The following is a 17,784-nucleotide window of genomic DNA, read 5'->3' as shown; positions in this document are numbered from 1 at the left end:
GGTCCGCTGCACAGGCTCGCCGCGCCCCTGCTTCACACGCACACGACACACAAGGAACCCGCATGAAACTGCACCGTCTCTCCCCTCTCCTGCTGCTCGGCGCCAGCTTGGCCGCGTCCGCCCATGTGGGTGGGGACGGCGGCGAGCACCATGGTTTCATGGCGGGCTTCGGCCACCCCTTCTTCGGCCTGGACCATCTGGCCGCCATGCTGGCGGTCGGCGTCTGGAGCGCGCTGGCCGTGCGCCGCGTGTGGGCGGCACCGCTGGCGTTCGCCCTCACGCTGTTGGCCGGAGCCCTGCTGGCGCAGGCCGGTCTGCACTTCCCGGCGGTTGAACCGATGATCGCCACTTCCTTGTTGGCCGTGGGCCTGCTGCTGGCGCTGCGCGCCCGGCTGGGCGCGGCGGCGGCCGCCGCCCTGGTCGCGGTGTTCGCGCTCTTTCACGGCGCGGCGCACGGCAATGAATTGACCGGTGCACCCGCCCTGGCCGGCATGGTGCTGGGCACGGCCCTGCTGCACGGCGTGGGCCTGCTGCTGGGCCGCTGGCTACAGCAACGCCACGTGATGCTGGCGCGCGCCATCGGCCTGGCCATCGCGGCCTTCGGACTGTTCACGGGCGCCCTGCTCGTCGCGGGGTGAGACCATGATCCCCGGCGAACTGCTGATCGACGACGGCGCGCACCCGCTCAACCCCGAGCGGCGCACGCTGACCGTGGTGGTGAAGAACACCGCCGAGCGACCGATCCAGGTCGGCTCGCATTACCACTTCGCCGAGACCAACGGCGCGCTGGACTTCGACCGCGCCGCCGCGCGCGGCATGCGGCTCAACATCGCCAGCGGCACGGCCGTGCGCTTCGAGCCCGGCCAGCAACGCACGGTGGAACTGGTGGACTACAGCGGCGATCGCCGGGTCCACGGCTTCCGTGGCCTCGTGCAAGGAAAACTCTGAAGCCCCACGCTCAACGGAATCACGCCATGTCCTTCATCACCAAACGCGCCTATGCCGAGATGTACGGCCCCACCCAGGGTGACCGTGTGCGCCTGGCCGACACCGAGCTGATTGTCGAAGTGGAGCAGGACTACACCCTGCGCGCGGGCGGCTATGGCGAGGAAGTGAAATTCGGCGGCGGCAAGACCATCCGCGACGGCATGGCGCAGAGCCAGCGCACGCGTGACGGCCAAGGCAGCGGCCCCGAATCCGGCGGCGCGGTGGACACGGTGCTGACCAATGCGCTGATCATCGACCACTGGGGCATCGTCAAGGCCGACATCGGCCTCAAGGACGGGCGCATCGCGGCCATCGGCAAGGCCGGCAACCCCGACACGCAACCCGGCGTGGACATCGTCATCGGCCCCGGCACCGAAATCATCAGTTGCGAAGGCAACATCGTCACCGCCGGCGGCATCGACAGCCACATCCACTTCATCAGCCCGCAGCAGATCGAAGAAGCGCTGTGCTCGGGCGTGACCACCATGCTGGGCGGCGGCACGGGGCCGGCCACCGGCACCTTCGCCACCACCTGCACGCCCGGTGCCTGGAACATCGAGCGCATGCTGCAGGCGGCCGACGCCTTCCCGATGAACCTGGGCTTCCTGGGCAAGGGCAACGCCAGCCTGCCCGCCGCCCTGCACGAACAGATCAACGCCGGCGTGATCGGCCTCAAGCTGCACGAGGACTGGGGCACCACACCCTCGGCCATCAGCAACTGCCTGGACGTGGCCGAGGCCACCGACACGCAGGTGGCCATTCACTCCGACACGCTGAACGAATCGGGTTTCGTGGAGAACACCATCGCTGCCGTCAAGGGCCGCGGCATCTGCGCCTTCCACACCGAAGGCGCGGGCGGCGGCCACGCACCCGACATTCTGAAGGTGGTGGGCGAGGCCAACTTCCTGCCCAGCTCGACCAACCCCACCATGCCCTACACGGTGAACACGCTGGACGAGCATGTGGACATGCTCATGGTCTGCCACCACCTGGACCCGGCCATCGCCGAGGACCTGGCCTTCGCCGAAAGCCGCATCCGCAAGGAAACCATCGCGGCCGAAGACATCCTGCATGACCTGGGTGCCATCAGCATGATGAGCAGCGACAGCCAGGCCATGGGCCGCGTGGGCGAGGTCATCCTGCGCACCTGGCAGACAGCGCACAAGATGAAGTTGCAGCGCGGTGCCCTGGAAGGCGACGGCGCACGCAACGACAACACCCGCGTCAAACGCTACATCGCCAAATACACCATCAACCCCGCCATCGCGCACGGCATCAGCCACGAAGTGGGCAGCATCGCCCCCGGCAAGTGGGCTGACCTGGTGATCTGGAAACCGGCCTTCTTCGGCGTCAAGCCCGCGCTGATCCTCAAGGGCGGTTTCATCGCCTTCGCGGCCATGGGCGACCCCAATGCCAGCATCCCCACACCGCAGCCTGTGCACTACCGGCCCATGTTCGGCGCCTTCGGCGGCGCTATTGCCCGGACTTCTTTGACCTTCGTCTCCCAAGCCGGCCTGGCGGCCGACATCGGCGCGCGCTACGGCCTGTCCAAGCGGCTCTCGGCCGTCAAGAACATCCGAGGCGTGACCAAGCGCCACATGGTGCACAACAGCTATGTGCCCAAGATGGAAATCGACGCCCAGACCTACCAGGTGCGCGCCGACGGCGTGCTGCTGACCTGCGAACCGGCGAAGAGCCTGCCCATGACGCAGCGTTATTTCCTGTTCTGAAACCGGTCGAAGCGCACGCACCGGATCTTCCTCCGCCACGACCTCGTCCAGGCACGCCGCAGGGCCAACCTGGGCGAGGACTAAACTCCCCGGCATGCTCACCGTCTCCAAACTGCTCTCCCAAGGCCAGGGCCTGGCCAAGGTCCTCGTGCAACGCGCGCCCACCGTCGAGCTGGACTGGGATGTGCGCCAGAAAAGCCGTTTCGCGGCCAACGACAGCCAAGGCCGTGAACTCGGCGTCTTCCTGCCGCGTGGCACCCTGGTGCGCGGCGGGGACGTGCTGGTGGCCGAGGACGGTTCCTTGATCCGTGTCGTGGCCGCGCCTCAGCCCGTGTTGCGCATCACCGCCTGCGCCGAACATGGCTCGCCCTTCGACCTGACCCGCGCGGCCTACCACCTGGGCAACCGCCATGTGCCCATCGAACTGCGGCCCGACCACCTGAAGATCGAACCCGACCACGTGCTGGCCGACATGCTGCGCGCCATGCACCTGATCGTGACCGAACAGCACGATGCCTTCGAGCCCGAAGGCGGCGCTTATGCACAAGGGCATGGCGGCCACGGCCATGCGCACGGGCACAGCCATGATCACAGCCACTCGCACGGGCACGATCACGCTGAGCATGAACACCATGATCATGACCACGACCATGGACACCCCCATGGACATGCGCATCACCATCACAAGCACTGAGACGGCAGCACCCGCGCTGTCGCCCGCCAGCCTGCTGCATCTGCTCTGGCTGGCCTCGCCCGCCCTGCCCGTGGGCGGGTTTTCCTACTCGGAAGGACTGGAAGCCGCCATCGACGCCGGGCTGGTCGGCAACGAAACCCAGGCCACCCATTGGCTGGTGGAGCAGTTGCATCTCACGCTCGCGCGCTCGGACCTGGCCGTGATCGCCCAGGCCTTGCGCGCCTGGCGACGTGGCGACAACGCACGCATCCGCGCCCTCAATGCCTGGCTGCTGCAAACCCGCGAAAGTGCCGAGCTGCGCCTGCAGACCGAGCAGATGGGCCGTTCGCTGCGCGAGTGGTTGCGCCACCTGCCCGGCGCCGACGCGGCCATCCTGGACTTTGCCGCCACCCTGGAGCCCGCCTACCCTGTGATGTATGCACTTTGCGCTCTCTGCGCCGCGGCGGGACAGGCCGATGTCCGAGACGACGGCAATGTGGGAGAGCGCAACGTACTGCTGGCCTACGCCTTCGGCTGGGCCGAGAACATGATGCAGGCCGCGCTCAAGGCCGTGCCCCTGGGACAGACCTCGGGCCAGCGCATCCTGGCACGTCTGGCAGCAGAAATTCCTGCCGCCGTCGAATACGCACTGCATCTGCCCGATGAAGAACGTCAAGCCTACAGCCCCATGCTGGCCATCCTGAGCAGCCGGCACGAAACACAGTATTCACGACTGTTCCGCTCCTGAATCCCGCGGACGCACGCCCACGCGCCCGCACTCCCACGAGGAAACGCCATGAACGCACCCGCCGACCTTCAGAAACTGCACCACATCCCCGGCCGTTCCAAAACCCTGCCCCCGCTGCGCGTGGGCATCGGCGGCCCGGTCGGCTCCGGCAAGACCACCCTGCTTGAAATGCTCTGCAAGGCCATGCGTGAACAGTACGACCTCGTGGCCATCACCAACGACATCTACACCAAGGAAGACCAGCGCCTGCTCACCATCAGCGGCGCGCTGCCGCCCGAGCGCATCATGGGCGTGGAAACCGGCGGCTGCCCGCACACGGCCATCCGTGAGGACTGCTCCATCAACCTCGAGGCCATCGACCGCATGCTCAAGGACTACCCGAACGCCGACATCGTGTTTGTGGAGTCTGGCGGCGACAACCTGGCCGCCACCTTCAGCCCAGAACTGAGCGACCTGACCATCTACGTCATCGACGTCGCGGCCGGAGAGAAGATCCCGCGCAAAGGCGGCCCCGGCATCACCAAGAGCGACCTCTTCGTGATCAACAAGACCGACCTCGCGCCGCATGTCGGTGCCAACCTGGACATCATGAAGTCAGACACCGAGCGCATGCGCAGGACGAAACCGTTTGTGATGACCAACCTCAAGACGCTGGCAGGGTTGGATCAGGTGGTGGGATTTATTGAGAAGCGGGGGTTGTTGAAGGCTTGAGACTATGTGATGTCATCTGCAACCCACTCATTTGCTAAACAACAATTTCGAAGCCTCAGTTCCCAAAAGAAAAGCAGTCGCCATGATGGCCGCAGCGAACACAGAAATTGCTATTACTCCTGAGATCTGAACAAATAGGCTCCTTAAATCTCCATCCCGATTTTTATCTTCGCGATAGTACTTGGAATAGAACAAGCGATGCCAACGACTGTTATAGCCAAACATCAAATACAGCCAAAGTACAAAAAATGACGCGACGAGAATAATCAAGTATGCAGAGTTATCAGTCGCCTCCCAAAGAAATGCGAAAGTTGATAGCACTAAAAGCCATTGAATCAGTTTGAACCATTCTTCTGCAATAGCACCTGCGTGGTTTGAGAAGAACAGCATCACCCTGTCAAACCAATCATCTTCGGGCTGTGACTTCATGAACAATCCCAGACTCATCCATCCACCGGCTGCTCGGGCGTCTCCAACATCAACTGGTACAAGGCCAAATCCAGCCAGCGTCCGAACTTGAAACCGGCCTGCTGCACGATGCCGCAGGGCTTGAAGCCCAGTTGCTCATGCAGCGCGATGCTGCCGCTGTTGGTGGCGTCGATGGCGCCGACCATCACATGCACCTGCTGGGCACGCGCGCGTTCAATGACGGCCTGCAGCAGCTTGCGCCCCAGGCCCTTGCCGCGGTGGGCGTGGTGCACGTAGACGGAATGTTCCACCGTGTACTTGAAGGCCGGGAAGTTGCGGAAGGTGCCGTAACTGGCGAAACCCAGCAACTCGCCTGTACCGTCATCGCCATCGACAAAACCGATGACCGGAAAGCCCCCCGCGTGCTTGGCCTGGAACCAGGTGCTCATGCTATCCATGGTGCGCGGTTTGTAGTCGTACAGCGCCGTGGTGTTGACGATGGCGTCGTTGAGGATGGTGAGGATGGCCTCGCCGTGGGCTTCGAGGGTGCAATCGATGAGTTGCATGGTGTTCTGCGATTCGTGTCGTCGGGCGGGCTCGGGGTGAGGCGCGGCAGGCACCGCTTCTTCAAGCCAGGTCCGTCCACTGCGGGTTCCAGACCACTTCCCACAGATGGCCATCCGGGTCCTGGAAGTAGCCCGAGTAACCGCCCCAAAAGGTGTCGTGCGCGGGCTTGACGATCCTGGCCCCGGCCTCGCGGGCCTGGGCCATGACCGCGTCCACCTCCGCCTTCGAACCCACGTTGTGGCCCAGGGTCATTTCTGTCGCGCTGGCCGGAGCCAGTGCCAGCCCTGTGTCATGGGCGATGCTCTTGCGCGGCCAGAGGGCCAGGCGCAAGCTTGGCTGGAGCTGGATGAACACCACGGCCCCGAACTCGAACTCCTGGCCGACGATGCCTTCGGTGGCGAAACCCAGGCCGTCGCGGTAGAAATGCAGGGACGTTTCCAGGTCGTCCACGCCCAGGGTGATGACGGTGAGGCGCGGTTTCATGACCTGCGCGGCTATGGAAGGTGGTTGCGTCGCGCCGGTTCAGTGCTGGTGCCCGTGGGCGCCGTGGACATGCCCATGGGCGATTTCCTCGGCCGTGGCGGCGCGCACGTCGAGCACAGTGCATTCCAACTTCAGGGCCATACCGGCCAACAGGTGGTTGGCATCCAGATGGACTTCGGGGCCCTTGATCTTGACGACGCGGAAATGCACGGACTGGCCGTCGTCGCTGCGCCCCTCCAGGTGGCCGCCAACCTTCACCCCGGGCGGGAACTCCGTCTTGGGGATGACCCGCACCAGGCTTTCGTCGCGCTCGCCGAAGGCATCTTCCACCGGCAGGGTGATCTTGAGCTGGAAGCCTTTTTCCTGGCCCTCCAGCGCTGCCTCGACCTTGGGAAAGATGTTGCCGTAGCCACCGTGCAGGTAGGCGCTGGGTTCGCTGCCGTCCTCGAGCAGTTGGCCACTGCTCGCTTCAGTGAGGCGGTAACGCAGGGTGACGGCGGTGTCCTTGGTGATTTTCATGGTGAATGCAGACGCAGAAAGGAAGTGAAATAATCGCGGGAATCTTCCGGAGGAAACGAATTATGAGCGACGCACAGCAACGCATCGACCAGCTCGTCAAGAGCAACGACATCCTGCTGTTCATGAAGGGCAGCGCCAGCTTCCCGATGTGCGGTTTTTCGGGCCGCGCAATCCAGATTCTCAAGGCCAGCGGCGTGGACCCCAAGACCGTGAAAACCGTGAATGTGCTGGAGGACGATGAAATCCGCCAGGGCATCAAGGAATACAGCAACTGGCCAACCATCCCGCAGCTCTACGTCAAGGGCGAGTTCATCGGCGGCTCGGACATCATGATGGAGATGTACGAGAGCGGCGAACTGCAGAAGGTACTGGCCACGGCCTGAGCTGCGGCAGCGAGGCTTGACAGCTCGCTCCACCTTCACTGATCGTTTCAAAAAAGCTGCAAGCCGGGCCTGGTTCCCGGCTTTGCCATCTTGAGCACCGGCACGGCTTGTGCTTGAATATTTCCAGGCCGATCCCCCATCGCCTTAGCCGATCGGCTTTTGCCTGGAGAGTCCAAAGATGGCGTCACTGCATTCCCTGGTTCCGCAAGGTCCCGCCTTGCGTCTGCCGATCGCGCGCATGCGCAGCGTGTTCCAGCCCGGCGAGGTGGAGCGCAAGCTCGCCAAGCTGCCCGAACGCGAACACGAAAGCCTGCGCAGCACCTACGCCCGCATGCTGGAGCGTGGACCGGAACGCTTCCAGGTCAAGCCCGCGGGAGTGCCCGACATGAGCGGGCTCTACGACGACCTGCCCAATTTCACCGAGGTACTGGATGACGTGAAACGCCACGTCGCGCTGAGCCAGGACAGCGGCGACGGGCTGGAGATCACGCCCATGCTGCTACTCGGCCCGCCGGGCGTGGGCAAGACCCATTTCGCGCGCCAACTCGCCGCCCTGCTCGGCACGGGCATGAGCCTGGTGCCCATGAGCGCGATGACGGCGGGCTGGCTGCTCTCGGGCGCCTCATCGCAGTGGAAGGGTTCGCGCCCGGGCAAGGTCTTCGAAGCCCTGGTGGACGGCCAGTACGCCAATCCGGTGATCGTGGTGGACGAGATCGACAAGGCCGCCGGTGAGGCCCAGTACGACCCGCTGGGCGCGCTCTACGGCCTGCTGGAGCACGACACGGCGCACGCCTTCGTGGATGAGTTCGCCGAGGTAGCCATCGACGCCAGCCAGGTCATCTGGATCAGCACGGCCAACGACGAGCGCGCGATTCCCGACCCCATCCTGAACCGCATGAATGTGTTCGAGGTGCCCGCGCCCACGCGCGAGCAGGCGCGCGCGATTGCGCAGCGGCTGTACCATGCGATCCGCGAGGAACACGGCTGGGGCCAGCGCTTCGCGCCCGATATGTCAGACGAGGTGTTGGATGCCCTGGCCGAGCTTGCGCCGCGCGAAATGCGGCGCGCGCTGATGACGGGTTTCGGCAATGCCCGTCTGGCCGAACGCGACGCGCTGATGGCGGAAGACCTGCCACGCGCGGGCAACGGCAAGACCCGCGCAGGCTTTCTGCAGTAGCTAGCCTGCCGCAGCAGGCGCGGCTCATCGCTTGAGCTTGCCCAGCACGAAGGCCGCCGCGTCGCCCACGGCCAGCGGCGTGGCTTCGGTGTCACGGCGGTGCTGGTACTCCACCTTGCCCTCTTTGAGCGTGCGGTCGCCGATAGTGATGCGGTGCGGCACGCCGATCAGCTCCCAGTCCGCGAACATGGCGCCGGGGCGTTCGCCGCGGTCGTCCAGGATCACATCCACGCCAGCCGCCAGCAGCTCGGTGTAGAGCTTATCGGCGGCGGCCTTGACTTCAGGGCTGCGGTCCGGGTTGATCGGGCAGACCACTACCGTGAAAGGCGCAATGGCATCGGGCCAGATGATGCCCTTGGCATCGTGGTTCTGCTCGATGGCTGCGGCCGGCAGGCGCGTGATGCCGATGCCGTAGCAGCCCATCTCGAAGAACTGGGGCTTGCCGTTCTCGTCCAGGAAGGTCGCGTTCATGTCCTTGCTGTACTTGGTGCCCAGGTAGAAAATGTGGCCGATCTCGATGCCACGCTCAATCGCCAGCACGCCCTTGCCGTCGGGCGACAGATCGCCTTCGACGACATTGCGGATGTCAGCCACCAGCGCCGGCTCGGGCAGGTCACGCCCCCAGTTCACGCCGGTCAGGTGGAGGTCCACCTCGTTCGCGCCGCAGATCCAGTCGGCCAGCACGGCCACTTCGCGGTCGGCGACGACACGCACCGGCTGCTTCAGATTCAGCGGCCCCAGGTAGCCCGGCTTGCAGCCAAAGTGGTCGACGATTTCGGTCTCGGTCGCGAAACGGAAACCTTGCTCGAAGCCCGGCAGCTTGCCGACCTTGACCTCGTTCATGTCGTGGTCGCCGCGCAGCAGCAGCAGCCAGATTTGACTCTTGACGATCTCGCCCTTGTCGTTCAGCTCGTCGGTCGCAAGCACCAGGGACTTGACCGTGGTCTGCAGCGGCACGTTCAGCAGCACCGCCACGTCCGCGCAGGTGCTCTTGCCCGGGGTCGGCGTCTTGGTCAGTGACTGGCTCGCGGCCGGGCGCGGGCCTTTCGGGGCCAGCGCTTCCGCCTTCTCGATATTGGCCGCGTAGTCGCTGGTCGGGCAGTAGATGATGGCGTCCTCGCCCGTGGCGGCGATGACCTGGAATTCCTCGCTCAGGTCACCGCCAATGGCGCCGCTGTCAGCGGCCACGGCGCGGTAACGCAGGCCAAAGCGGTCAAACGCCGCGCGGTAGGCTTGGGCCATGGCTTGGTAGCTGACCTGGGCGCTGGCCGGGTCGCGGTCAAAGCTGTAGGCGTCCTTCATGATGAACTCACGCCCGCGCATCAGGCCGAAGCGGGGGCGGCGTTCGTCGCGGAACTTGGTCTGGATCTGGTACAGGTTCCTGGGCAGTTGCTTGTAGCTCTTGAACTCCTGCCGCGCGATGTCCGTCACCACCTCCTCACTGGTGGGCTGGACCACAAAGTCACGCTCGTGGCGGTCCTGGATGCGCAGCAACTCGGGGCCCATCGTCTCGAAACGGCGCGTCTCTTGCCACAGCTCGGCCGGCTGGATCACCGGCATGGTCAGCTCGATGGCACCGGCGCGGTTCATCTCCTCGCGCACGATGGCCGCCACCTTGTTGATCACCCGCAGGCCCATGGGCATGTAGGTGTAGATGCCGGCGCCCAGCTTCTTGATCATGCCGGCACGGGTCATGAGCTGGTGGCTCACGACCTCCGCGTCTGCGGGAGCTTCCTTGAGCGTGGAAATCAGGAATTGGGAGGCTTTCATGGGGAAAACGGCAGAACTGGGGCCCGAAACAGGCCTGATCACAAGAGAAGCCCACTTTGATCCGGCGCAAGGGCCGTGCATAATGGACTCAGTTTAAAAATTTGGGGTTTGATTATGCTTGACCGGGACGGCTTTCGGCCCAACGTCGGCATCATCCTGCTCAACCAGAAAAACCAGGTTTTCTGGGGCAAGCGCATCCGCACCCATTCCTGGCAGTTCCCGCAAGGCGGCATCGATCGGGGCGAAACCCCGGAACAGGCGATGTTCAGGGAACTGGGCGAGGAAGTCGGGCTCAAGCCGGAACATGTGCGCATCGTCGCCCGGACCCGTGACTGGTTGCGCTACGAGGTGCCGGACCGCTACATCCGACGCGAAGCACGGGGCCACTACAAGGGCCAGAAACAGATCTGGTATCTGCTGCAGTTGCTGGGGCAGGACTGGGACCTGAACCTGCGCGCCACCGACCATCCGGAATTCGACGCCTGGCGCTGGAACGATTACTGGGTGCCGCTGGAGGCCGTGATCGAATTCAAGCGCGGTGTCTACGAGATGGCGCTGACGGAATTGGCCCGCTTTCTGCCGCGTGCTGAACAACGCAACCGTTACCTGCGCCAGGGACAGCGCCCGACGCGCGATTCACGTGAAAGTCGTGAACCGAGCCTGCGCAACAACGGCCTGCCCGCCTTGCACGGACAGGAACTGGAACTCCCCCCGGGTGCCAGCTTCGACCCGGACCCGCAAGCCGCCTATGTGCAGCCCCCAGACATGAAGTCTGACGTGGACGAGGCTTGCGGCGACCGCAAGGATATTTGATCCGAACTTGATCCGTGTACGCAGCCTGGCCGGGAAAACGGACCGGGCAAAGCTGCGGCTCAGGCCGGTTTCATCAGCACCAGATTGTCCCGGTGCACCATTTCCTGCTCAGCCATGTAGCCGAGCAAGATTTCAATCTCAGACGAAGGCTTGCGGCACAGCAGCCGGGCTTCGGCGCTGGCGTAGTTGGCCAGGCCCCGGGCGATCTCTGCACCCTGTTCATCGCGCACGGCGATGACCTCACCCCGCGAGAACTCCCCTTCCACCGCCGTCATGCCAATCGGGAGCAGGCTCTTGCCGTCCTCGCGCAGCTTGCGCACAGCGCCAGCATCCACGACCACCGCGCCGCGCAGCTGCAGATGGTCGGCCATCCACTGCTTGCGCGCCTGCGTCTTGCCAGTTTGAGCCACCAGCAGGGTGCCAATGGCTTCGCCCTGCGCCAGGCGCAGCAGCACGCTGGGCTCCCGACCCCAGGCAATCACGGTGCTTGCGCCGCTGCCTGCGGCGCGCTTGGCCGCGAGGATCTTGGTGATCATGCCGCCCTTGCCGATGCTGCTGCCCGCACCACCGGCCATCTGTTCCAGGGCCGGGTCGCCCGCGCGGGCTTCGTGCACGAACTGCGCCGCCGGGTCCTTGCGTGGGTCAGCTGTGTAGAGACCTTTCTGGTCGGTCAGGATGACAAGCACGTCGGCCTCGACCAGGTTGGCCACCAAGGCCCCCAGTGTGTCGTTGTCGCCGAACTTGATCTCGTCCGTGACCACGGTGTCGTTCTCGTTGATGACGGAGACCACGCCGAGGTCAAGCAGGGTCAGCAAGGTCGAGCGCGCGTTCAGGTAACGCTCCCGGTCGGCCAGATCGGCGTGTGTCAGCAGCACCTGGGCGCTGGGCAGACCGTGGGCGCGCAGGCGTGTTTCGTACATCTGCGCCAGCCCCATCTGCCCGACGGCGGCGGCGGCCTGCAGCTCATGGATTTCCTTGGGGCGACGCGTCCAGCCCAGGCGCTTCATGCCCTCGGCAATCGCGCCGCTCGACACCATGATGACTTCACGGCCGTCCTTCACCAGGGCGGCGAGCTGGCGACTCCACTCCTCAATCGCCGCTTCGTCCAGCCCCCGGCCTTCGTTGGTCACGAGACTGGAACCGACCTTGACGACAATGCGGCGCGCCTCGCGCAGCAGTGTCTGCGTTGCTTGCTGGTTCATGCTTCGTCAGGCAAATCCTTGAAACGCGGATCGACTTCCTCCGGCGCAGGACCCTGCTCGGCTTTTTGCTGCGTCCGCACCTGCTTGTAGACGGACTTGACCAGCAGGTCGCAGCCCTCATGCGTGAGCGCCGAGATCTGGAACACCGGGCCCTTGTACTTGTAGCGTTTGATGAAGTCCTGAACGCGGGCCTCGCGCTCTTCGATCGGGATCATGTCAAGCTTGTTCAACACCAACCAGCGCGGCTTCTCATACAAGGCCGTGTCGTATTTCTTCAGCTCGGCCACGATGGCCTTGGCCTGTGCCACCGGGTCGCTGTCGTCGAAAGGCGCCAGGTCCACCACATGCAGCAGCAGGCGCGTGCGCTGCAGATGGCGCAGGAACTGATGGCCCAGGCCCGCGCCTTCGGACGCGCCTTCGATCAAGCCGGGTATATCGGCCACCACGAAGCTCTGTTCCGGCCCGACCCGCACCACGCCCAGGTTGGGGTGCAGGGTGGTGAAGGGGTAGTCGGCAATCTTGGGCCGCGCATTGGAAATGGCGGTGATCAGCGTGGACTTGCCCGCATTGGGCAGGCCCAGCAGGCCGACGTCGGCCAGCACCTTGAGCTCCAGCCGCAGACTCTTCTTTTCACCGGGCCAGCCGGGCGTCTTCTGGCGCGGCGCGCGGTTGATCGCGCTCTTGAAACGCAGGTTGCCGAAACCCCCGTCACCGCCCTTGGCGATGGTGATGACTTCGCCCGGCGTCAGCAACTCGTACAGCACCTCACCGGTTTCAGCGTCGCAAATCAGCGTGCCCACGGGCATCTTGAGCGTGATGTCCGATCCGGCCGCGCCGAACATGTCCGATCCCATGCCGTGCTCGCCGCGCTGCGCTTCGAAGCGGCGTGTGTAGCGGAAGTCCACCAGGGTATTGAGGTTGGGATCGGCCACGGCATAGACATGGCCGCCGCGTCCGCCGTCGCCTCCGTTGGGACCGCCGAATTCCTTGTACTTCTCGTGCCGGAAGGAAACGCAGCCGTTCCCACCGTCGCCCGCGGCGACGTCGATCAAGGCTTCGTCTACAAACTTCATGGCGGGGATGTGCGTTGGTTTTCAGCGATTAGAAACGACAAACCCTGCGCCCCACGGGCAGCGTGGGCGCAGGGTTTGGTGCGAGAGTGCCCTGGAAGGCCGTTCAGGCCGCCGGCATCATGCCGTGGTCACGTTCACCATGTGCTTGCTCAGCGCGCCCTTGGTCGAGAAGGACACCACGCCGTCCGCCAGCGCGAACAGGGTGTGGTCCTTGCCCACGCCGACGTTCACGCCGGGGTGGAACTTGGTGCCACGCTGGCGCACGATGATGGCGCCAGCGCTGATCTGCTGACCGCCGAACACCTTCACGCCGAGCATCTTGGGCTTGGAATCCCGCCCGTTTCGCGTCGAGCCGCCGCCTTTTTTCTGTGCCATGTCTGCTGCTCCTTATGCGGAGATGGCGCCGATCTGCAGCTCGGTGAACTGCTGGCGGTGCCCCTGGTGTTTCTGATAGTGCTTACGACGGCGCAGCTTGAAGATGCGCACCTTGTCGTGCTTGCCATGCGCCACCACGGTGGCCTTGACAGTCGCGCCGGACAGCAGGGGCGTCCCGACCTTGAGCTCCGCGCCGTTTCCGACGGCCAGCACCTGGTCGATGACGATCTCCTGGCCCACGTCCGCAGCAATCTGTTCTACTTTGATCTTTTCGCCAGCGGCAACGCGATACTGCTTGCCACCGGTTTTTATGACCGCGTACATATTGACCTCTTGAGAAATCGGTTTCTGTATCCTTGGCGCTTGGCTTTCGTGGCCGCGCTTCATGTCGATGACACACAGCGGCTTGGGCCGCGCTAGGCGCCGCGCCATGGATGCACCCCGCGGACGGATTTCCACGGAGCCGGCGATTCTAGCATGGCCCGCGCATTCTAGCCAAGCACTGACCAGCCCTCCCGCATCGACGCTGCCGCAGGCTCCTGCCGGGGTCGCATCTGCCACGAACCGGCGCTCCAACCGAGCGGGGTGATGACCCTGCTTCCTATAATCCCGCTCTTCTATCGCTTGCTTCGATCCACTGTCGTGTCCTCCCCATCCGCACCCTCCCCGCTCACCCTGATCACCGACGACATGCGGGAAGTGGACCGGGTCATCGGCGAGCGACTTGATTCGGGCGTGCCGCTGGTGGGCCAAGTGGCCCGCTACATCATTGGCGCGGGCGGCAAACGCCTGCGCCCGGCCCTGCTGCTGCTGGTCAGCGGCGCGCTGGGTTACCAGGGCCCGCGCCGTCATGCGCTGTCCGCCGTGGTGGAATTCATCCACACCGCCACCCTGCTGCACGACGATGTGGTGGATGACTCGAAGTTGCGGCGGGGCAACGCCACCGCCAACGAGGCCTTCGGCAACCCGGCCAGCGTGCTGGTGGGGGACTTTCTGTATTCCCGCGCCTTCCAGATGATGGTGGAAGCGCAGAGCATGCGCATCATGGAGGTGCTGGCCGAGGCCACCAACGTGATCGCCGAGGGCGAAGTGCAGCAACTGATGAACATGCACAATGCCGACCTGGACGAGGCCGGTTATGTGCATGTCATCCGCTCCAAGACGGCCAAACTGTTCGAAGCCAGCGCCCGCTGCGGTGCCATCCTGGCGGGGGCCGACGCAGCACTTGAGACTGCCTGTGCCGACTACGGCCAAGCCCTGGGCACGGCCTTCCAGGTCATCGACGATGTGCTGGACTATGCAGGCGACGCCTCCGTCATGGGCAAGAGCCTGGGCGACGATCTGCGCGAAGGCAAGGCCACGTTGCCCCTGATTGCCGCCATGCAACGCGGTACCGAGTCGGAACGGCAACTGATCCGCGGTGCCATTGAAAGCGGTCTGGGCGACGACGAAGCGCGCAATGCCCAGGTGCTGCAGGAGGTGATAGATATCGTGCGCCGTACCGGCGCTCTGGACGTGACCCGCGCCGCCGCGAGCCGGGAAGCCGAGCGCGCCATCGCAGCGGCACAGGGCTTGCCAGTCAATCCATACAGCGCCAGTTTGGTACAATTGGCGACTCAGTTGCTTGCGCGTCAGTCTTGATGCGTCAAACAACCGCAAGGCAGGGCATCCCCATCGACGCCCTGCCTTGAACCAGTCGGAATGTAGCGCAGTCTGGTAGCGCACTTCGTTCGGGACGAAGGGGTCGGAGGTTCGAATCCTCTCATTCCGACCAGCAAATTCAAGGGTTAGCAGCCAAGCGGCTGCTAACCCTTTTCATTTTCTGGGCCCCGTGGATGCCGCCCTGGTGCCACCGGTCACCAAAAAAATTCAGATGCCTGCATCCAGATGAGCAATCGCGGCGTTCTGTCAGCAGAGTCGCAATGGTGCGACTCCACAACCAGATATGACAGGACACACTTCATGAAAAAGAGCATCTTCATCGCCGCTTGCGCAATTTCGGCCTTGCTCAGCGGCGCCGTCCAGGCCCAATTGGTCGTGCGCGATGGCGTGCTGACCGGCGCGGGGGGCCGCACGGTCTATACCTTCGACAAGGATGAACCCGGCAAAAGCAATTGCACCGGCGGCTGCCTCAGTGCATGGCCGGCTTTCCTCGCCAAGCCCGAAGCCGTGGCCAAGGGCGAATTCGGCTTGATCAGCGCCAGCGGCGGTGCACGCCAGTGGACGGTGAATGGCAAGCCGCTGTACTACTACGCCGGGGACGCCAAGCCGGGTGATCGCAATGGCGATGGCCAAGGTGGCGTTTGGCATGTGGTCAAGCCTGAAACCAAGTAAGACCTTCGCCCGCGCTCGGGGATGGTCGAGCATGCCGGCGCGGTATGCTCGACCCATCTCAACCCGGGACCCTGCCCAGATGGACGACGGAGACGAAACCAGTCACTTGCTGGCGCGCGTGGCCTTGCGCGATGCACAGGCGCTGGAGTCGCTCTACCGTCGGGTCGCCGGGCGTTTGATGGCGGTGGCCTGGCGCGTGACCCAGGATCGCGCCTTGGCCGAGGATGTGCTGCAGGAGGTGTTTGTCGGAATCTGGAACCGATCCGCCGCAGCCGCGCCTGGCGAGCACCGGACACTGGCTTGGCTCTGCGTGGTGACGCGGCACCGAGCCATAGATCTGCTGCGCAGACGCAGGCCGGAAGAACCGCTGCAATGGCGCACCGCATCCGGCGACGAAAGCACGCACGACATCGCGGCCGAGGGCGCCTCTCCCATGGAGCAGTTGCTGGGCCATGAGGACGATGCGCGCTTGGGACGCTGCATGGAAAGGCTGGAATCCGAACCCCGGCGGGCATTGCTGCTCGCGTTCTACGAGGGTCTGACCCACGCCGAAATCGCCCTGCGCATGCAACGCCCCTTGGGCACCATCAAAGCCTGGACACGGCGCAGCCTGATGCGACTGAAAGGATGCATGGAGGCGCTGGCATGAACTGGTACCGCAATCCATCAGCCATTGATTTGTTGGCCGCTGCCTATGTGGCGGGCACCTTGCAGGGCCAAGCCCGCAGGCGCTTCGAAAACGTGATGCAAGGCCAACCCGCCTTGGTCGATGCGGTGAACCGATGGACGACCCGCCTGGCGCCGCTGTACGACAAGCTTGTGCCCTTGCCCCCGAGCACCAGGCTCTGGCACCGGATCGCCGCAGCCACGACCACGCCTGCTGTGCCCCGGACTGCCTGGTGGCGGCATCTGCTGACGCCCTTGCCCGCCGGTGCCTTGGCCCTGGGCTTGATGCTGGGCACCGCCCTGCCCATCCTGTGGCAGGCCCAGGGCAGCCCAGGACGGGGCGTGCAACTGCCCGACAGCTACGTGGGCGTGCTCGCCACGGCGCAGGGGCAAACAGGGCTGATCGTCTCCAGCCTGCGCGCAGGCAAGGTGGTGGACATCAAGCAGGTCACGCCTGTCCACGTCCCGCCAGGGCAGACCTTGTACCTGTGGCGCATCGACAAGGCGGGTGCCATGGCGCCGCTGGGCCCCCTGGACAACGGCCCATGGACCCACATGACGCTGGACGTTCCCGCTGAACAGCTGTTCTTCACCGCCGTGGAACTTGCCGTGTCGACGGAACCCCTGGGCACGCAACCTCGCGCGCCGACCCAACCCTTCGTGTACCGCGGGCTCTGTGGCAAGCTCTGGCGCTGAGGATCAGGCAGGGCAGGTCCTACAATCGCCAGATCATGCGCCGTTGGCCCATCGCCATCCTGACATTGCATTTTTTTGCAAGCGTAGTTCTTTTCGCCTTCGGTCAATTCCATGCGCTGGGCCAAGACATCCCGGACCGGGTGTTTGCCGGTTCCTCGTCCACCGAAGCCAGCGGCGCCACCCACCCACAGCAGCACGTGGAGCAACTGGACCTCACACCAGATCACGGGCTGACCGATGGCCAGCCTGATCTGCCGGACACAGTCCAAGCCCATGTGAGCGGGCACAGTACCGACCGTGCGCCTGGCCAACCGAGCACATCGGCGCCGCTCAAGTTCGCCCCTCCCACGCTGGAAGGATTGCAGCGTCCTCCTTGCGCCTGCGCCGTGGCCTGAGGTCAGTTCAGGCCAGCGCCCGATCGGTCGCGCCCCCGACTCCCTCGCGGGCCACGCCTGGACCCGCAATTTCG

General features: G+C 64.6%; 23 protein-coding genes and 1 tRNA gene. 15 read left to right on the top strand and 9 right to left on the bottom strand.

Annotation, left to right across the window (positions count from 1 at the left end; all coding sequences use genetic code 11):
* Positions 1-62: 62 nt before the first annotated feature.
* The 6 genes from AZ34_RS04720 (at position 63) to ureG (ending at position 4,849) form a co-directional block, all read left to right on the top strand.
* On the top strand, positions 63-638 hold the full coding sequence (locus AZ34_RS04720; protein WP_035605371.1) for a HupE/UreJ family protein: 576 nt from the start codon (positions 63-65) through the stop codon (positions 636-638).
* A gap of 4 nt (positions 639-642) precedes the next feature.
* The gene (locus tag AZ34_RS04715) at positions 643-948 is read left to right on the top strand and encodes an urease subunit beta (RefSeq protein WP_035605369.1); all 306 of its coding nucleotides are present in this window, start codon (positions 643-645) and stop codon (positions 946-948) included.
* 26 nt (positions 949-974) lie between these two features.
* A complete protein-coding gene (gene ureC, locus AZ34_RS04710) occupies positions 975-2,717 on the top strand; it encodes an urease subunit alpha (protein WP_035605365.1) in 1,743 nt (580 codons plus the stop codon).
* A 94-nt stretch (positions 2,718-2,811) separates the two neighbouring features.
* The gene (gene ureE, locus AZ34_RS04705; RefSeq protein ID WP_035605362.1) at positions 2,812-3,411 is read left to right on the top strand and encodes an urease accessory protein UreE; all 600 of its coding nucleotides are present in this window, start codon (positions 2,812-2,814) and stop codon (positions 3,409-3,411) included.
* Entirely contained in the window at positions 3,368-4,138 is a 771-nt protein-coding gene (locus AZ34_RS04700) for an urease accessory protein UreF (protein ID WP_419670226.1), read from the top strand. The genes ureE and AZ34_RS04700 overlap by 44 nt, the downstream gene beginning before the upstream one ends.
* A 48-nt stretch (positions 4,139-4,186) precedes the next feature.
* Positions 4,187-4,849: an urease accessory protein UreG gene (ureG, locus tag AZ34_RS04695; protein ID WP_035605356.1), complete on the top strand. Its 663-nt coding sequence runs from the start codon at positions 4,187-4,189 to the stop codon at positions 4,847-4,849.
* A 27-nt stretch (positions 4,850-4,876) separates the two neighbouring features.
* Here the strand turns inward: ureG and AZ34_RS04690 are convergent, their stop codons facing one another.
* The 4 genes from AZ34_RS04690 to AZ34_RS04675 form a co-directional block, all read right to left on the bottom strand.
* Entirely contained in the window at positions 4,877-5,278 is a 402-nt protein-coding gene (locus AZ34_RS04690; RefSeq protein ID WP_155831722.1) for a hypothetical protein, read from the bottom strand.
* 14 nt (positions 5,279-5,292) lie between these two features.
* On the bottom strand, positions 5,293-5,823 hold the full coding sequence (locus AZ34_RS04685) for a GNAT family N-acetyltransferase (RefSeq protein WP_035605349.1): 531 nt from the start codon (positions 5,821-5,823) through the stop codon (positions 5,293-5,295).
* Positions 5,824-5,884: 61 nt separating this feature from the next.
* Entirely contained in the window at positions 5,885-6,307 is a 423-nt protein-coding gene (locus AZ34_RS04680; protein WP_035605346.1) for a VOC family protein, read from the bottom strand.
* A 39-nt stretch (positions 6,308-6,346) separates the two neighbouring features.
* Positions 6,347-6,826 carry an FKBP-type peptidyl-prolyl cis-trans isomerase gene (locus tag AZ34_RS04675; RefSeq protein ID WP_035605343.1) on the bottom strand — a complete coding sequence of 160 codons (480 nt, stop codon included), beginning with the start codon at positions 6,824-6,826 and terminating at the stop codon, positions 6,347-6,349.
* Positions 6,827-6,888: 62 nt separating this feature from the next.
* On the opposite strand from AZ34_RS04675, the gene grxD reads away from it, so the two are divergent.
* Both grxD and AZ34_RS04665 read left to right on the top strand, forming a co-directional pair.
* Positions 6,889-7,209, top strand: coding sequence for a Grx4 family monothiol glutaredoxin (gene grxD / locus AZ34_RS04670; protein ID WP_035605340.1), 321 nt, complete (start codon positions 6,889-6,891; stop codon positions 7,207-7,209).
* Between the two features lie 178 nt (positions 7,210-7,387).
* The gene (locus tag AZ34_RS04665) at positions 7,388-8,386 is read left to right on the top strand and encodes an AAA family ATPase (protein ID WP_035605337.1); all 999 of its coding nucleotides are present in this window, start codon (positions 7,388-7,390) and stop codon (positions 8,384-8,386) included.
* A 24-nt stretch (positions 8,387-8,410) separates the two neighbouring features.
* On the opposite strand, the gene AZ34_RS04660 is transcribed toward AZ34_RS04665, so the two are convergent.
* Positions 8,411-10,156, bottom strand: a complete 1,746-nt coding sequence (locus AZ34_RS04660; RefSeq protein ID WP_035605335.1) for a proline--tRNA ligase — start codon at positions 10,154-10,156, stop codon at positions 8,411-8,413.
* Positions 10,157-10,270: 114 nt separating this feature from the next.
* On the opposite strand from AZ34_RS04660, the gene AZ34_RS04655 reads away from it, so the two are divergent.
* Positions 10,271-10,969: an RNA pyrophosphohydrolase gene (locus AZ34_RS04655; RefSeq protein WP_035605331.1), complete on the top strand. Its 699-nt coding sequence runs from the start codon at positions 10,271-10,273 to the stop codon at positions 10,967-10,969.
* A gap of 59 nt (positions 10,970-11,028) precedes the next feature.
* On the opposite strand, the gene proB is transcribed toward AZ34_RS04655, so the two are convergent.
* From proB to rplU, 4 genes are all read right to left on the bottom strand, one after another.
* On the bottom strand, positions 11,029-12,171 hold the full coding sequence (proB, locus tag AZ34_RS04650) for a glutamate 5-kinase (protein WP_035605328.1): 1,143 nt from the start codon (positions 12,169-12,171) through the stop codon (positions 11,029-11,031).
* Positions 12,168-13,244: an Obg family GTPase CgtA gene (gene cgtA, locus AZ34_RS04645; RefSeq protein ID WP_035605325.1), complete on the bottom strand. Its 1,077-nt coding sequence runs from the start codon at positions 13,242-13,244 to the stop codon at positions 12,168-12,170. The genes proB and cgtA overlap by 4 nt, the downstream gene beginning before the upstream one ends.
* Before the next feature lie 117 nt (positions 13,245-13,361).
* Positions 13,362-13,619: a 50S ribosomal protein L27 gene (rpmA, locus tag AZ34_RS04640; protein WP_035605322.1), complete on the bottom strand. Its 258-nt coding sequence runs from the start codon at positions 13,617-13,619 to the stop codon at positions 13,362-13,364.
* A 12-nt stretch (positions 13,620-13,631) separates the two neighbouring features.
* Entirely contained in the window at positions 13,632-13,943 is a 312-nt protein-coding gene (gene rplU / locus AZ34_RS04635; RefSeq protein ID WP_006296171.1) for a 50S ribosomal protein L21, read from the bottom strand.
* 366 nt (positions 13,944-14,309) lie between these two features.
* Here rplU and AZ34_RS04630 point away from each other — a divergent pair, with 366 nt between their 5' ends.
* From AZ34_RS04630 to AZ34_RS04605, 6 genes are all read left to right on the top strand, one after another.
* Positions 14,310-15,260, top strand: coding sequence for a polyprenyl synthetase family protein (locus AZ34_RS04630; protein ID WP_035605318.1), 951 nt, complete (start codon positions 14,310-14,312; stop codon positions 15,258-15,260).
* 56 nt (positions 15,261-15,316) lie between these two features.
* Positions 15,317-15,393: transfer RNA gene (locus tag AZ34_RS04625), tRNA-Pro, on the top strand.
* Positions 15,394-15,581: 188 nt separating this feature from the next.
* Positions 15,582-15,953 (top strand): hypothetical protein, encoded by a 372-nt coding sequence (locus tag AZ34_RS04620; RefSeq protein ID WP_035605315.1) that lies wholly within the window; start codon positions 15,582-15,584, stop codon positions 15,951-15,953.
* A 79-nt stretch (positions 15,954-16,032) separates the two neighbouring features.
* Entirely contained in the window at positions 16,033-16,602 is a 570-nt protein-coding gene (locus AZ34_RS04615) for a sigma-70 family RNA polymerase sigma factor (protein ID WP_035605312.1), read from the top strand.
* Positions 16,599-17,315, top strand: a complete 717-nt coding sequence (locus tag AZ34_RS04610; RefSeq protein WP_035605309.1) for an anti-sigma factor — start codon at positions 16,599-16,601, stop codon at positions 17,313-17,315. The genes AZ34_RS04615 and AZ34_RS04610 overlap by 4 nt, the downstream gene beginning before the upstream one ends.
* 35 nt (positions 17,316-17,350) lie before the next feature.
* Positions 17,351-17,710 carry a hypothetical protein gene (locus AZ34_RS04605; RefSeq protein WP_035605306.1) on the top strand — a complete coding sequence of 120 codons (360 nt, stop codon included), beginning with the start codon at positions 17,351-17,353 and terminating at the stop codon, positions 17,708-17,710.
* Positions 17,711-17,784 lie beyond the last annotated feature (74 nt).

It is taken from the genome of Hylemonella gracilis str. Niagara R (assembly GCF_000600295.1).
Taxonomy (GTDB): Bacteria; Pseudomonadota; Gammaproteobacteria; order Burkholderiales; family Burkholderiaceae_C; genus Hylemonella; species Hylemonella gracilis_A.
The sequence above is the reverse complement of the archived record's forward strand: the minus strand, read 5'-3'. Positions and strand labels throughout refer to the sequence as shown.

Coding starts and splice junctions, on each gene's coding strand:
- AZ34_RS04660 (WP_035605335.1), bottom strand. CDS start 10,156: ATGAAAGCCTCCCAATTCCTGATTTCCACGCTCAAGGAAGCTCCCGCA.
- AZ34_RS04620 (WP_035605315.1), top strand. CDS start 15,582: ATGAAAAAGAGCATCTTCATCGCCGCTTGCGCAATTTCGGCCTTGCTC.
- AZ34_RS04720 (WP_035605371.1), top strand. CDS start 63: ATGAAACTGCACCGTCTCTCCCCTCTCCTGCTGCTCGGCGCCAGCTTG.
- AZ34_RS04655 (WP_035605331.1), top strand. CDS start 10,271: ATGCTTGACCGGGACGGCTTTCGGCCCAACGTCGGCATCATCCTGCTC.
- AZ34_RS04610 (WP_035605309.1), top strand. CDS start 16,599: ATGAACTGGTACCGCAATCCATCAGCCATTGATTTGTTGGCCGCTGCC.
- AZ34_RS04615 (WP_035605312.1), top strand. CDS start 16,033: ATGGACGACGGAGACGAAACCAGTCACTTGCTGGCGCGCGTGGCCTTG.
- rplU (WP_006296171.1), bottom strand. CDS start 13,943: ATGTACGCGGTCATAAAAACCGGTGGCAAGCAGTATCGCGTTGCCGCT.
- rpmA (WP_035605322.1), bottom strand. CDS start 13,619: ATGGCACAGAAAAAAGGCGGCGGCTCGACGCGAAACGGGCGGGATTCC.
- AZ34_RS04685 (WP_035605349.1), bottom strand. CDS start 5,823: ATGCAACTCATCGATTGCACCCTCGAAGCCCACGGCGAGGCCATCCTC.
- AZ34_RS04630 (WP_035605318.1), top strand. CDS start 14,310: ATGCGGGAAGTGGACCGGGTCATCGGCGAGCGACTTGATTCGGGCGTG.
- cgtA (WP_035605325.1), bottom strand. CDS start 13,244: ATGAAGTTTGTAGACGAAGCCTTGATCGACGTCGCCGCGGGCGACGGT.
- proB (WP_035605328.1), bottom strand. CDS start 12,171: ATGAACCAGCAAGCAACGCAGACACTGCTGCGCGAGGCGCGCCGCATT.
- AZ34_RS04715 (WP_035605369.1), top strand. CDS start 643: ATGATCCCCGGCGAACTGCTGATCGACGACGGCGCGCACCCGCTCAAC.
- ureE (WP_035605362.1), top strand. CDS start 2,812: ATGCTCACCGTCTCCAAACTGCTCTCCCAAGGCCAGGGCCTGGCCAAG.
- AZ34_RS04605 (WP_035605306.1), top strand. CDS start 17,351: ATGCGCCGTTGGCCCATCGCCATCCTGACATTGCATTTTTTTGCAAGC.
- AZ34_RS04675 (WP_035605343.1), bottom strand. CDS start 6,826: ATGAAAATCACCAAGGACACCGCCGTCACCCTGCGTTACCGCCTCACT.
- grxD (WP_035605340.1), top strand. CDS start 6,889: ATGAGCGACGCACAGCAACGCATCGACCAGCTCGTCAAGAGCAACGAC.
- AZ34_RS04700 (WP_419670226.1), top strand. CDS start 3,368: ATGGACACCCCCATGGACATGCGCATCACCATCACAAGCACTGAGACG.
- AZ34_RS04665 (WP_035605337.1), top strand. CDS start 7,388: ATGGCGTCACTGCATTCCCTGGTTCCGCAAGGTCCCGCCTTGCGTCTG.
- ureG (WP_035605356.1), top strand. CDS start 4,187: ATGAACGCACCCGCCGACCTTCAGAAACTGCACCACATCCCCGGCCGT.
- AZ34_RS04690 (WP_155831722.1), bottom strand. CDS start 5,278: ATGAAGTCACAGCCCGAAGATGATTGGTTTGACAGGGTGATGCTGTTC.
- ureC (WP_035605365.1), top strand. CDS start 975: ATGTCCTTCATCACCAAACGCGCCTATGCCGAGATGTACGGCCCCACC.
- AZ34_RS04680 (WP_035605346.1), bottom strand. CDS start 6,307: ATGAAACCGCGCCTCACCGTCATCACCCTGGGCGTGGACGACCTGGAA.